This window comes from Muricauda sp. SCSIO 64092, assembly GCF_023016285.1.
Lineage (GTDB): Bacteria > Bacteroidota > Bacteroidia > Flavobacteriales > Flavobacteriaceae > Croceivirga.
Genome location: NZ_CP095413.1, coordinates 3,477,422 through 3,489,772 on the forward strand (window position 1 = coordinate 3,477,422; position 12,351 = coordinate 3,489,772).

The 12,351-nt window shown below is 42.9% G+C and carries 26 protein-coding genes; all 26 read left to right on the top strand.

Annotated elements, in window-relative coordinates; all coding sequences use genetic code 11:
* Positions 1–115: 115 nt before the first annotated feature.
* The 26 genes from rplC to rpsD all read left to right on the top strand — a co-directional run bounded on the left by rplC (position 116) and on the right by rpsD (position 12,350).
* On the top strand, positions 116–733 hold the full coding sequence (gene rplC, locus L0P88_RS14720; protein WP_158779573.1) for a 50S ribosomal protein L3: 618 nt from the start codon (positions 116–118) through the stop codon (positions 731–733).
* A gap of 4 nt (positions 734–737) precedes the next feature.
* Positions 738–1,367, top strand: a complete 630-nt coding sequence (gene rplD, locus L0P88_RS14725; protein WP_247130681.1) for a 50S ribosomal protein L4 — start codon at positions 738–740, stop codon at positions 1,365–1,367.
* Positions 1,368–1,374: 7 nt separating this feature from the next.
* A complete protein-coding gene (gene rplW, locus L0P88_RS14730; RefSeq protein ID WP_158779571.1) occupies positions 1,375–1,665 on the top strand; it encodes a 50S ribosomal protein L23 in 291 nt (96 codons plus the stop codon).
* Positions 1,666–1,674: 9 nt separating this feature from the next.
* A complete protein-coding gene (gene rplB, locus L0P88_RS14735; protein ID WP_247130683.1) occupies positions 1,675–2,499 on the top strand; it encodes a 50S ribosomal protein L2 in 825 nt (274 codons plus the stop codon).
* Between the two features lie 6 nt (positions 2,500–2,505).
* Positions 2,506–2,784 (top strand): 30S ribosomal protein S19, encoded by a 279-nt coding sequence (rpsS, locus tag L0P88_RS14740; RefSeq protein ID WP_158779569.1) that lies wholly within the window; start codon positions 2,506–2,508, stop codon positions 2,782–2,784.
* Between the two features lie 6 nt (positions 2,785–2,790).
* Positions 2,791–3,210, top strand: a complete 420-nt coding sequence (gene rplV / locus L0P88_RS14745; protein ID WP_247130684.1) for a 50S ribosomal protein L22 — start codon at positions 2,791–2,793, stop codon at positions 3,208–3,210.
* Between the two features lie 4 nt (positions 3,211–3,214).
* Complete coding sequence (rpsC, locus tag L0P88_RS14750) at positions 3,215–3,931, top strand: 30S ribosomal protein S3 (RefSeq protein ID WP_158779567.1); 717 nt, start codon at positions 3,215–3,217, stop codon at positions 3,929–3,931.
* Between the two features lie 22 nt (positions 3,932–3,953).
* Positions 3,954–4,373, top strand: coding sequence for a 50S ribosomal protein L16 (rplP, locus tag L0P88_RS14755; RefSeq protein WP_247130687.1), 420 nt, complete (start codon positions 3,954–3,956; stop codon positions 4,371–4,373).
* Between the two features lie 11 nt (positions 4,374–4,384).
* Positions 4,385–4,576, top strand: a complete 192-nt coding sequence (gene rpmC / locus L0P88_RS14760) for a 50S ribosomal protein L29 (protein ID WP_158779565.1) — start codon at positions 4,385–4,387, stop codon at positions 4,574–4,576.
* 13 nt (positions 4,577–4,589) lie between these two features.
* Positions 4,590–4,856, top strand: coding sequence for a 30S ribosomal protein S17 (rpsQ, locus tag L0P88_RS14765; protein WP_158779564.1), 267 nt, complete (start codon positions 4,590–4,592; stop codon positions 4,854–4,856).
* A 2-nt stretch (positions 4,857–4,858) separates the two neighbouring features.
* Entirely contained in the window at positions 4,859–5,227 is a 369-nt protein-coding gene (rplN, locus tag L0P88_RS14770) for a 50S ribosomal protein L14 (protein WP_158779563.1), read from the top strand.
* Between the two features lie 11 nt (positions 5,228–5,238).
* On the top strand, positions 5,239–5,544 hold the full coding sequence (gene rplX / locus L0P88_RS14775; protein ID WP_247130688.1) for a 50S ribosomal protein L24: 306 nt from the start codon (positions 5,239–5,241) through the stop codon (positions 5,542–5,544).
* A 2-nt stretch (positions 5,545–5,546) separates the two neighbouring features.
* Positions 5,547–6,098 (top strand): 50S ribosomal protein L5, encoded by a 552-nt coding sequence (rplE, locus tag L0P88_RS14780; RefSeq protein ID WP_158779561.1) that lies wholly within the window; start codon positions 5,547–5,549, stop codon positions 6,096–6,098.
* A gap of 1 nt (position 6,099) precedes the next feature.
* A complete protein-coding gene (rpsN, locus tag L0P88_RS14785) occupies positions 6,100–6,369 on the top strand; it encodes a 30S ribosomal protein S14 (protein WP_158779560.1) in 270 nt (89 codons plus the stop codon).
* Between the two features lie 103 nt (positions 6,370–6,472).
* A complete protein-coding gene (rpsH, locus tag L0P88_RS14790; RefSeq protein WP_158779559.1) occupies positions 6,473–6,871 on the top strand; it encodes a 30S ribosomal protein S8 in 399 nt (132 codons plus the stop codon).
* A gap of 18 nt (positions 6,872–6,889) precedes the next feature.
* A complete protein-coding gene (gene rplF, locus L0P88_RS14795; protein ID WP_247130689.1) occupies positions 6,890–7,432 on the top strand; it encodes a 50S ribosomal protein L6 in 543 nt (180 codons plus the stop codon).
* Between the two features lie 11 nt (positions 7,433–7,443).
* Positions 7,444–7,797: a 50S ribosomal protein L18 gene (gene rplR / locus L0P88_RS14800; protein WP_247130691.1), complete on the top strand. Its 354-nt coding sequence runs from the start codon at positions 7,444–7,446 to the stop codon at positions 7,795–7,797.
* A 5-nt stretch (positions 7,798–7,802) separates the two neighbouring features.
* Positions 7,803–8,327 carry a 30S ribosomal protein S5 gene (gene rpsE, locus L0P88_RS14805; protein WP_247130693.1) on the top strand — a complete coding sequence of 175 codons (525 nt, stop codon included), beginning with the start codon at positions 7,803–7,805 and terminating at the stop codon, positions 8,325–8,327.
* Between the two features lie 3 nt (positions 8,328–8,330).
* Positions 8,331–8,510 (top strand): 50S ribosomal protein L30, encoded by a 180-nt coding sequence (gene rpmD, locus L0P88_RS14810; protein WP_247130694.1) that lies wholly within the window; start codon positions 8,331–8,333, stop codon positions 8,508–8,510.
* Between the two features lie 10 nt (positions 8,511–8,520).
* Entirely contained in the window at positions 8,521–8,973 is a 453-nt protein-coding gene (gene rplO, locus L0P88_RS14815; protein ID WP_247130695.1) for a 50S ribosomal protein L15, read from the top strand.
* Positions 8,974–8,982: 9 nt separating this feature from the next.
* On the top strand, positions 8,983–10,326 hold the full coding sequence (gene secY / locus L0P88_RS14820; protein WP_158779553.1) for a preprotein translocase subunit SecY: 1,344 nt from the start codon (positions 8,983–8,985) through the stop codon (positions 10,324–10,326).
* Position 10,327: 1 nt separating this feature from the next.
* On the top strand, positions 10,328–10,543 hold the full coding sequence (infA, locus tag L0P88_RS14825; protein WP_008992257.1) for a translation initiation factor IF-1: 216 nt from the start codon (positions 10,328–10,330) through the stop codon (positions 10,541–10,543).
* A gap of 12 nt (positions 10,544–10,555) precedes the next feature.
* Complete coding sequence (gene ykgO / locus L0P88_RS14830) at positions 10,556–10,672, top strand: type B 50S ribosomal protein L36 (RefSeq protein WP_010519235.1); 117 nt, start codon at positions 10,556–10,558, stop codon at positions 10,670–10,672.
* Between the two features lie 85 nt (positions 10,673–10,757).
* Complete coding sequence (gene rpsM, locus L0P88_RS14835) at positions 10,758–11,132, top strand: 30S ribosomal protein S13 (RefSeq protein WP_158779552.1); 375 nt, start codon at positions 10,758–10,760, stop codon at positions 11,130–11,132.
* A gap of 123 nt (positions 11,133–11,255) precedes the next feature.
* Positions 11,256–11,648 (top strand): 30S ribosomal protein S11, encoded by a 393-nt coding sequence (rpsK, locus tag L0P88_RS14840; protein ID WP_158779551.1) that lies wholly within the window; start codon positions 11,256–11,258, stop codon positions 11,646–11,648.
* A 96-nt stretch (positions 11,649–11,744) separates the two neighbouring features.
* Positions 11,745–12,350, top strand: a complete 606-nt coding sequence (rpsD, locus tag L0P88_RS14845; protein ID WP_158779550.1) for a 30S ribosomal protein S4 — start codon at positions 11,745–11,747, stop codon at positions 12,348–12,350.
* The last annotated feature ends 1 nt before the right edge of the window (position 12,351 follow it).

The following is a 12,351-nucleotide window of genomic DNA, read 5'->3' on the forward strand; positions in this document are numbered from 1 at the left end:
CAAAGGAAAAACGGGAAAAAAGAATAAAAATCTGGGTCACAGACTATGTTCTTTGACCCAATTTTTTTGCCAGAAAATGGCATTTTAAAAAGAAAAAAGCAATAAATAATAGAATATGTCTGGGTTAATTGGAAAAAAAATCGGCATGACCAGCATTTTTGATGAGAACGGAAGGAACATTCCATGTACTGTCATTCAAGCTGGGCCATGCGTGGTTACCCAAGTCAGAACCGAAGAGGTAGACGGGTACAGTGCCCTTCAACTCGGTTTCGATGACAAGGCAGAAAAACGTGCTAGCAAGGCTGAACAAGGCCATTACAAAAAAGCAGGTACTTCGCCCAAAAAGAAAGTCGTTGAGTTCCGTGATTTTGAAGGAGAATACAAATTGGGCGACACCGTTGGTGTTGATCTTTTTGTGGAAGGTGAGTTTGTGGATGTAGTTGGGACCTCCAAAGGAAAAGGTTTCCAGGGGGTAGTGAAAAGGCATGGTTTTGCCGGTGTTGGACAAGCAACGCATGGTCAGCACAACAGGCTTCGTGCCCCTGGTTCCATTGGTGCCGCCTCCACGCCATCAAAAGTAGTAAAAGGCTTGCGAATGGCTGGTAGAATGGGAGGTGAACGTGTAACCGTCCAAAACCTTCGTGTGTTGAAAATAGTGCCTGAAAAGAACCTTATTGTTGTTAAGGGGGCTGTTCCAGGTCATAAAAATGCTTACGTAACCGTAGAAAAATAAGGGTATGAAAGTAGCAGTATTGGATATTAATGGTAAGGATACAGGAAGAAAGGTAGAACTTTCTGACGATGTGTTCGGTATTGAGCCTAACAATCATGCCATTTATTTGGATGTAAAGCAGTATTTGGCGCACCAGCGCCAAGGTACGCACAAGGCCAAGGAAAGAGCTGAAATTGCAGGAAGTACGCGTAAGTTGAAAAAGCAAAAAGGTACCGGTACCGCAAGGGCAGGAAGTATCAAATCCCCCGTTTTTAGGGGTGGTGGCCGAATTTTTGGTCCAAGACCAAGAAATTATAGTCAAAAGCTGAACAAAAATGTAAAGCGTTTGGCCCGTAAATCGGCATTCAGTCTAAAATCCAAGGAAAAAGCATTGCTGGTGGTCGAGGACTTCAATTTTGAAGCGCCTAAGACCAAGGATTATGTGTCTTTTTTGAATTCTTTGGGAATTGCGGACAAAAGGTCCTTAGTAGTATTGGGCGGTGGCAATGACAATGTGTTTTTGTCTTCACGAAACCTTAAACGTTCCGAAGTGGTGACCAATGACCAATTGAGTACCTACAAAATCATGAATGCGAAAAGTGTTGTGCTTTTGGAAGGGGCAGTAGAACAAATACAGGCTAATCTTACAAAATAGGAAAGCGATGAGTGTATTGATAAAACCAATCATAACAGAGAAAATGACCGCGGATAGCGAGTTGTTCAATCGTTACGGTTTCTATGTTGACCCAAAGGCCAACAAATTGGAAATCAAGGAAGCCGTGGAAAGTACATATGGCGTTTCCGTTGAAAAGGTTAGAACCATGAATTACGGTCCAAATCGGAAAACGAGGTATACCAAGACCGGAATTCAACATGGCAAAACGAATGCCTTGAAAAAAGCTATCGTTGATGTTGCCGAAGGTGATATTATTGATTTTTACAGCAATATATAACAGAGGGTAATGGCAGTTAGAAAATTAAAACCCATCACTCCTGGTCAGCGTTTTAGAGTAGTAAACGGATTTGACGCGATTACTACTGATAAGCCGGAGAAGAGTTTGCTCGCTCCGTTAAAAAAGACCGGAGGTAGAAACAGTCAAGGGAAAATGACCATGCGCCACAGAGGTGGGGGTCACAAAAGGAGGTATCGTATCATTGATTTCAAGCGTGATAAGTATGGTGTGGAAGCTGAGGTGAAATCAATTCAATATGACCCAAATAGAACAGCATTCATCGCCCTATTGGAATATAAGGATGGTGAAAAAAGATACGTTATAGCGCAAAATGGATTGCAAGTAGGTCAGAAAGTAATTTCCGGGGAAAAAGCGGCACCAGAGATTGGCAATGCCATGCCTTTGGGTGAAATTCCTCTGGGGACCATTATTTCTTGCATTGAATTGCGTCCGGGACAGGGAGCGAACATGGCCCGTAGTGCAGGGACTTTTGCACAATTAATGGCAAAAGACGGAAAGTTTGTGACCGTAAAATTGCCAAGTGGGGAGACCCGAATGATATTGGCAACTTGTATGGCCACGATAGGGGCCGTTTCGAATTCGGACCACCAACTCCTGGTTTCCGGTAAAGCAGGTAGAAGTAGGTGGTTGGGTAGAAGACCAAGAACAAGACCGGTAGTAATGAACCCTGTCGATCACCCAATGGGTGGTGGTGAAGGAAGGGCTTCCGGAGGTCACCCAAGATCAAGAAACGGTATTCCTGCCAAGGGATATAGAACCCGTTCCTTGACCAAAGACAGCAACAGATATATTGTAGAACGAAGAAAGAAATAGGAAAACATGGCACGTTCACTTAAAAAAGGACCATTCGTTCACCATAGTTTGGAGAAAAAAGTCCAGGCCAATGTAGAGTCGGGCAAGAAGACCGTCATCAAAACATGGTCAAGGGCTTCAATGATAACCCCTGATTTTGTAGGGCAGACCATTGCGGTACATAATGGAAGGCAATTTGTCCCTGTATATGTTACTGAAAACATGGTAGGCCACAAATTGGGCGAATTTTCACCTACCCGTTCCTTTAGGGGGCATGCGGGTGCTAAAAACAAAGGTAAAAAGTAATAGGCGATGGGAGTTCGAAAAAGACAAATGGCAGAACGTATTAAGGCAGAAAAGAAAGACTTGGCTTTTGCTAAGTTGAACAACTGTCCAACGTCTCCACGAAAAATGCGGTTGGTTGCGGATTTGATCCGTGGCAAACAAATTGAAATGGCCCTGGCCATACTTCGGTTCAATCCAAAAGAAGCCTCAAGAAGGTTGGAGAAACTATTGCTATCCGCAATCGCCAACTGGGAAGCTAAAAATGAGGATGCCAGTATTGAGGACGCCGATTTGTATATAAAGGAAATCCGTGTGGACGGTGGGACAATGTTGAAAAGACTGCGTCCTGCACCTCAGGGACGGGCCCACAGAATCAGAAAACGTTCCAACCATGTAACCCTGGTTTTGGGCGCACATAATAATGTAACAACAGAAACAACGGCTTAAGTATATGGGACAGAAAACCAATCCGATAGGAAATCGTTTAGGAATCATCAGGGGATGGGAATCCAACTGGTACGGAGGAAACGATTACGGTGATAAGTTGGCAGAGGATGACAAAATCAGGAAGTACATCCATGCACGTTTGGCAAAAGCCAGTGTTTCCAGGGTGATTATTGAAAGAACCCTAAAATTGATTACCATTACCATTACTACGGCAAGGCCCGGTATCATTATTGGTAAGGGAGGTCAAGAAGTTGATAGACTTAAAGAGGAATTGAAGAAAATCACCAATAAGGAGGTTCAAATCAATATCCATGAAATAAAAAGACCGGAATTGGATGCCAATTTGGTGGCCGCCAGTATTGCAAGGCAGATAGAAAGTAGGATTTCCTATCGTAGAGCAATAAAAATGGCGATTGCTGCGGCCATTCGTATGAATGCTGAAGGAATCAAAGTGCAGATTTCGGGTCGTTTGAACGGGGCTGAAATGGCGCGTTCAGAAACATACAAAGATGGTAGAATTCCGTTGTCGACCTTCCGTGCCGATGTGGACTATGCCCTGGAAGAGGCCCATACCACTTATGGTAGGTTGGGTATCAAGGTGTGGATCATGAAGGGTGAGGTTTATGGCAAACGTGAGCTTTCCCCGCTGATAGGACTTTCCAAAGGAGGTTCCAAAGGAGGGAAACAAGACGGAGGCAAAAGGCAACGAAGAAGAAAATAATTGAGTTTAAAGCGCAGGTAAGATGTTACAGCCGAAAAGAACAAAATTTAGAAAAGCCCAGAAAGGGAGAATGAAGGGAATATCCCAAAGGGGCCACCAACTTTCCAATGGAATGTTCGGTATCAAATCCTTGGATTCCCACTTTATTACTTCCCGTCAAATTGAAGCGGCGCGTATTGCTGCTACACGTTATATGAAAAGGCAAGGGCAGCTATGGATCAAAATTTTCCCGGACAAGCCCATTACCAAAAAGCCTTTGGAAGTACGGATGGGTAAAGGTAAGGGTGCCCCAGAGTACTGGGTGGCTGTGGTCAAACCTGGGCGAATTATGTTTGAGGTGGGCGGTGTGCCCCATGATATTGCAAAGGAAGCCTTGCGATTGGCAGCACAGAAGCTACCTGTAAAAACAAAATTTATAGTGGCCAGGGATTACGCTGGATAAACTGATAGATCATGAAACAAGCAGAAATTAGGGAATTATCGGTTGAAGAGCTTCAGCAAAAATTGGCTGAATCAAAGAAAGAATATGCGGATTTGAAAATGGCCCACTCCGTGACGCCGTTGGAAAACCCAATGCAGATACGAAAAACGAGAAGAACGGTCGCAAGATTGGCAACAGAGTTAAGTAAAAGGGAACAAGAATAACGGATTGTGCCTTATGGAAGAGACAACAATTAGAAATTTAAGAAAAGAAAGAATAGGGGTCGTTACCAGTAACAAAATGGAAAAATCCATTGTGGTTTCTGAGGTAAAGCGTGTAAAGCACCCTATGTACGGTAAATTCGTTTTGAAGACCAAGAAGTATGTTGCCCATGACGAGAAGAACGATTGCAATGAAGGCGATACCGTACGCATTATGGAAACAAGGCCTTTGAGCAAAACCAAATGCTGGAGGTTGGTAGAAATCATTGAAAGAGCTAAATAATCATGGTACAACAGGAATCAAGATTAAAAGTTGCGGATAATACAGGTGCCAAGGAGGTACTTACCATTCGTGTACTTGGGGGAACAAAAAGAAGGTATGCCTCATTGGGGGACAAGATTGTGGTCACCGTAAAGGAAGCCGCTCCCAACGGAGCAGTAAAAAAAGGTTCTGTTTCCACTGCGGTGGTAGTACGTACCAAGAAAGAAGTAAGAAGGCCCGATGGTTCGTACATCAGATTTGATGATAATGCCTGTGTGCTGCTCAATCCGGCCGGAGAGATGAGGGGCACCCGTGTGTTTGGACCTGTTGCCAGGGAATTGCGCGATAAGCAGTATATGAAAATTGTTTCATTGGCCCCTGAGGTACTTTAAAAGATATTGAAATGAAGTTGAAGATCAAAACAGGAGATACCGTTACCGTTATTGCCGGGGACCATAAAGGTTCCGAGGGAAAGGTGATGAGTGTTGACCTTAAGAAGAACAAGGCCATTGTGGAAGGTGTAAATGTTGTGAAAAAACATGAAAAGCCCAGTGCACAAAACCCTCAAGGGGGCATTGTCGAAAAAGAGGCACCGATTCATATTTCCAATCTTTCATTGATGGAAAATGGAGAGGCCGTTAGAGTTGGTTTTGCCTTTAAGGATGGTAAAAAAGTAAGAGTATCCAAAAAAACAGGAGAAACAGTCTAGTCATGAGCTATATACCAAGACTAAAGCAAGAATATAAGGAACGCGTGGTGAAGGCCCTATCCGAGGAGTTCGGGTACAAAAACATCATGCAGGTTCCCAAACTGCAAAAAATTGTGGTTAGCCGTGGTGTTGGAGCGGCTGTTGCCGACAAAAAACTGATCGATCATGCAGTGGATGAACTGACCATGATTACAGGGCAAAAAGCGGTTTCCACCATGTCCAAAAAGGATGTTGCAGCCTTTAAGTTACGTAAGGGAATGCCCATTGGTGCGAAAGTTACGTTACGAGGAGAGCGTATGTATGAGTTTTTGGATCGATTGATTACCTCTGCATTGCCACGGGTCAGGGATTTCCAAGGGGTTAGGGCCACTGGTTTTGACGGACGTGGAAATTACAACCTAGGGGTTACCGAGCAAATCATTTTTCCAGAAATCAATATTGACAAAATCAACAGGATCAACGGAATGGATATCACTTTTGTGACTTCCGCTGACACGGATAAGGAAGCAAAATCATTGTTGAGCGAATTGGGTTTACCCTTTAAAAAGAATTAAGATGGCCAAAGAATCAATGAAAGCCCGTGAACGAAAAAGGGCGAAAATGGTAGCCAAATATGCCGAGAAAAGAAAAGCTTTAAAAGAAGCCGGAGATTACGAAGCATTGCAAAAACTCCCTAAGAACGCTTCTCCTGTGCGTATGCGCAATAGGTGTAAGTTAACGGGAAGGCCCAGAGGGTACATGAGGACTTTTGGGATTTCCAGGGTAACTTTTAGGGAAATGGCCAACAAAGGATTAATTCCAGGTGTAACAAAAGCAAGCTGGTAAAATTGAATGTGGAATGACGAATTTAGATTGTAGCACATTGAGTAATGAAAAATTGATAATTCAACATTCGTAATTCAACATTTGTAATTCATAATTAAGAAAGATGCTAACAGATCCAATTTCAGATTATTTGACACGAATTAGAAATGCCAGCCGTGCTGGGCATAGGGTTGTCAATATTCCTGCTTCCAACTTGAAGAAAGAAATGACCAAAATCCTTTTTGACCAAGGCTTTATTCTAAGTTATAAGTTCGAGGAGGACAAGGTACAGGGAAACATAAAGATTGCATTGAAATATGACAAGTTCACCAAAGAGCCAGTTATCAAAAAATTGCAACGCGTAAGTAAGCCCGGACTAAGAAAATATGTAAATGCCGGTGAATTGCCACGGGTACTTAACGGATTGGGAATAGCAATTGTTTCCACTTCCCATGGTGTAATGACAAGTAAACAGGCGGGCAAAGAGAATGTAGGTGGCGAGGTATTGTGCTACGTATATTAAAAAGAAAACGAACAAGAGATGTCAAGAATAGGTAATAACCCAATCCCAATTCCAGAAGGAGTTACCATAGAGGTAAAGGACAACGCCGTAACAGTAAAAGGAAAACTTGGAGAATTGACCCAAGAGTTTAACGGCGTGGAAATGAAAATGGAAGAAGGTAGTTTAACGGTGTCAAGAACCTCCGAATCCAAAGACCATAAGGCAAAACATGGTTTGTACAGAGCCCTGGTCAATAATATGGTGGAAGGTGTTTCCAAAGGTTGGACCAAGGAATTGGAATTGGTAGGGGTAGGATATCGTGCCAGCAACCAAGGACAGAAATTGGATTTGGCACTTGGTTTTTCGCACAACATTGTAATGGATATTGCTCCAGAAGTAAAGATTGAAACTGTTTCCGAGAAAGGGAAGAACCCAATCGTAAAACTTACTTCGCACGACAAGCAATTGGTTGGTGCAGTGGCCGCAAAAATCCGTTCGTTCAGAAAGCCTGAACCTTACAAAGGAAAAGGTATCAAGTTCGTTGGAGAGCAAATTAGAAGAAAAGCAGGTAAATCAGCTTAATAGATAGAAAAATGGGATTATCAAAGTCTGATAGAAAATTACGTATACGACGAAGGATTAGAAAAGTTTCCTTTGGGACCGAGACCCGTCCACGTTTGTCCGTATTCCGTAGTAACAAGGAAATCTATGCCCAATTGATTGATGATAACGCAGGAAAAACGTTGGTTGCAGCTTCATCACGGGACAAAGGTATCGATGCAAAGGGCACCAAGACAGAAATTGCGGCCGCCGTTGGAAAAGCGATTGCCGAAAAAGCAAAGAAAGTAGGTGTTGAAACTGTAGCCTTTGATAGAGGGGGCAATCTTTATCACGGTCGGGTTAAAGCCTTGGCCGAAGGAGCAAGGGAAGCAGGACTTAAATTCTAAATCATATGTATCAGAAGTATAAAAACGTAGAAACGGTTAAACCTGGAGGTTTAGAATTAAAGGACCGTCTTGTTGGTGTGCAAAGGGTAACCAAGGTAACCAAAGGTGGTCGTGCCTTCGGATTCTCTGCCATAGTTGTTGTAGGGGACGAGAACGGTGTTGTAGGCCACGGTTTGGGGAAATCCAAGGAAGTTGCCACGGCAATTGCCAAGGCCATTGAGGATGCCAAAAAGAATTTGATTCGAATTCCCTTGAACAAGGGAACCTTGCCACACGAGCAAAAAGGAAAATACGGAGGGGCAAAGGTCTTTATCAAACCGGCCTCACAGGGTACCGGGGTAATTGCGGGAGGTGCCGTACGTGCGGTATTGGAATCCGTTGGGGTACACGATGTACTTTCAAAATCCCAAGGTTCTTCCAATCCCCACAATGTGGTAAAAGCAACATTTGATGCATTACTGCAATTGCGCGATGCGAATACCGTAGCCAAACAGCGTGGAATAAGCGTAGAAAAAGTATTTAAAGGATAAGTCATGGCGAAGATTAAAGTGAAGCAGGTTAAGAGTGCCATTAAAAGGCCACAAAACCAAAAAAGGACATTGGCAGCACTTGGGCTTAGAAAATTGGGCCAAGTTGTGGAGCATGATGATACGCCAAACATCCTTGGAATGATAAATAAAGTAAAACACTTGGTTTCTACCGAGGAAGCATAAAACGAACAACATGGATTTAAGCAATTTAAAGCCAGCAGAGGGTTCCACCCATAGACACGGAAAGAGGCTTGGTAGAGGAGAAGGCTCGGGAAAAGGTGGAACGGCCGCTCGTGGACATAAAGGGGCAAAGTCCAGATCCGGGTATTCCAAAAAGATAGGTTTTGAAGGGGGGCAAATGCCGCTACAACGTCGAGTACCAAAATTTGGATTCAAAAATATTAACCGTAAGGAGTATCAGCCCGTTAATTTGGACAAGCTCCAAGCTTTGGTGGATAACAAGTTGGTCAAAGGGGAAGTGACCTTTGAAAACCTCGTAGAGAACAGATTGGTTGGTAAAAACAAATTGGTAAAGATTTTAGGCGATGGGGAATTGAAGGCCAAGCTTAAGGTTTCTGCCCATAAATTTAGTGCTTCGGCAAAGGCCGCTATTGAGGCAGCTGGAGGTGAGGCAATAAATTTATAACACAACAGTATGAAAAAGTTTATTGAGACCATATCCAATATTTGGAAAATTGAGGAGCTAAGACAACGCATCTTGGTTACCTTGGGATTGTTGTTGGTATACCGTTTTGGTGCACAAGTTGTCCTGCCAGGTATTGATACTACGCAATTGGCAGAATTGGCCGATAATGCTGGTGATGGAATTTTAGGACTTTTGAATGCTTTTACCGGAGGGGCCTTTGCCAACGCTTCGGTGTTTGCCCTGGGTATTATGCCCTATATCTCCGCGTCCATTGTGGTACAGTTAATGAGTATTGCCATTCCCTACCTTCAAAAATTGGATAAGGAAGGTGAAAGTGGTCGTAAAACAAAAAACCAGATTACGCGCTGGTTGACCATAGGAATATGTATTGTTCAAGCACCTGCATATTTATATGGACTGGGAGCCCTGGGGGTTCCGGATAGTGCCTTTATCCTAGGGAAAGGATTGGATTTTATTGTCCCAGCCGTAATTATTTTGGTGACAGGTTGTGTATTTGCGATGTGGTTGGGGGAGAAGATTACGGATAAGGGAATTGGAAACGGTATCTCCCTTTTGATCATGATAGGGATCATTGCGACCATGCCACAATCATTTGTTCAGGAATTTATCTCAAGAACCACCAATAATACGGGCGGATTGATGTTCATGTTGATTGAGATCATTATTTGGTTCCTGGTGATTTTGGCCAGTGTACTTTTGGTCATGGCCATTCGTCAGATTCCCGTACAGTACGCAAGACGGAGTGCATCTGGCGGATATGAAAAGAATATTATGGGTTCACGCCAGTATATCCCATTAAAATTGAATGCTTCCGGTGTAATGCCCATTATTTTTGCCCAAGCCATTATGTTTGCTCCAAGTTTAATTGGACGTACGTTCAACAATACCGCTGTAGGGCAGTGGATGGAAGTACAGTTTGCAGATATATTTGGTCTTTGGTACAATGTGCTTTTTGCTGTGTTGATCATCATTTTCACCTACTTCTATACGGCGATTACCGTGCCTACGAATAAAATGGCAGATGATTTAAAACGAAGTGGTGGTTTTATTCCAGGTATTCGTCCAGGTAAGGAGACCGCAGATTTCCTGGATAAGATAATGTCATTGATCACATTCCCAGGTTCAGTATTCTTGGCCTTATTGGCCGTATTGCCTGCGGTAGTTGTAAAACTAATGGATGTACAGGCAGGATGGGCATTGTTTTACGGAGGTACATCACTACTGATTATGGTAGGTGTGGCCATAGATACTGTTCAACAGGTGAATTCCTATTTATTGAACAGGCATTATGATGGCTTAATGAAAACCGGTAAAAACAGAAAAGTAGCATAACATGGCAAAACAACCGGCCATAGAGCAAGACGGGAGTATCATTGAAGCATTGTCCAATGCAATGTTTCGAGTGGAATTGGAAAACGGACATATCGTTACCGCCCATATTTCGGGTAAGATGCGTATGCATTACATCAAATTATTGCCTGGAGATAAGGTGAAATTGGAAATGAGTCCGTACGATTTGACAAAAGCAAGAATTACGTACAGATATTAAGAAACTTTAGAAATGAAAGTTAGGGCATCAATTAAGAAGAGAAGTGCAGACTGCAAAATTGTTCGCAGAAAAGGCAGGCTGTATGTAATCAACAAAAAGAATCCTAGATTTAAACAAAGACAAGGATAAAAGTAGATGTTGGAAGTTAGGCGTTGGACGAAAAAGTGACCGCTTTTTCAACAACACTAACAACTAACCACTAATAAGTGATAATATGGCAAGAATTGCAGGTGTTGATATACCAAAACAAAAAAGGGGTGCAATTGCACTGACCTACATCTATGGCATCGGTAAAAGTCGTGCCCAGGAGATTTTGGGTAAGGCTGGTGTTGATGAAGATATCAAGGTTTCCGAGTGGAATGATGACCAAATTGGTAAAATCCGTGAGGCTGTAGGGGAGTACACCATTGAAGGGGAACTACGCTCAGAAACACAATTGAACATTAAGCGATTAATGGATATTGGATGTTTCCGTGGAATCCGTCATAGATCGGGCTTACCACTGCGTGGCCAACGTACCAAAAACAATTCTAGGACGAGAAAAGGAAAACGTAAAACGGTTGCCAACAAGAAAAAGGCAACTAAATAATAAATAGAATACTAGTCATTAGTAGTCAGCTGTTGGATCTGTTTGAAAGGGAAATAGTTAGGATTCCAACAACTACAAACTAACCTGTCCAGCCCACAAGGCGGGCAGCTATAAACTGAAAAAATGGCAAAAGCAAGTACCAAAACTGCAAAAAAGCGAAAAGTTATTGTTGATGCTACTGGGGAAGCCCATATTGTAGCATCGTTCAATAACATCATTATTTCTTTGACCAATAAGAAAGGTGATGTGATTTCCTGGTCTTCTGCGGGAAAGATGGGCTTCCGTGGTTCCAAGAAAAATACACCTTATGCTGCCCAGGTAGCTGCCGAGGAGTGTGCAAAGGTTGCCCATGAAGCAGGTCTTAGAAAAGTAAAGGTTTTCGTGAAAGGCCCGGGAAATGGAAGGGAGTCCGCAATTCGTACAATTCACAATTCGGGAATTGAAGTAACGGAAATTGTGGATGTTACCCCGCTACCGCACAACGGTTGCAGGCCTCCAAAAAGAAGAAGAGTTTAATTAACATAATCCTGAAAAGGATTTTCACCTGAAGGTGCATCAAGATTATCGAAGGATAAGCCTTAATTCATAATCGCACATTCAAAAATTTAGAAAATGGCAAGATATACAGGACCAAAATCAAAAATCGCCCGTAAGTTTGGAGAGGCGATTTTCGGCGATGATAAATCGTTCGAAAAAAAGAATTACCCTCCGGGAATGCACGGAAACAACCGTCGTCGCGGAAAAAAATCAGAATACGCCATTCAGTTGGCAGAAAAACAGAAAGCAAAATATACCTACGGTATTTTGGAGCGTCAGTTTAGAAATCTCTTTAGCGAGGCCAAAAGACGCGAAGGAGTTACCGGTGAGGTACTTTTACAGCTTTGTGAATCCCGTTTGGATAATGTAGTGTACCGTATGGGTATTGCCCCTTCCAGAAGGGGGGCCCGTCAGTTGGTATCCCATAGGCACATAACAGTAAATGGTGGTGTGGTCAACATTCCATCATATTCCCTAAGACCGGGAGACGTAATTGGTGTAAGGGAAAAATCGAAGTCGGTTCAAGCCATTAATGATTCACTTTCGAATAACAGCAGTGTATATGAGTGGATTACGTGGAATGGTGATAAAAAGGAAGGAACATTTGTCACCGTACCTGAAAGGCTTCAAATTCCTGAAAACATCAAGGAACAACTAATCGTCGAGTTATACTCAAAATAAA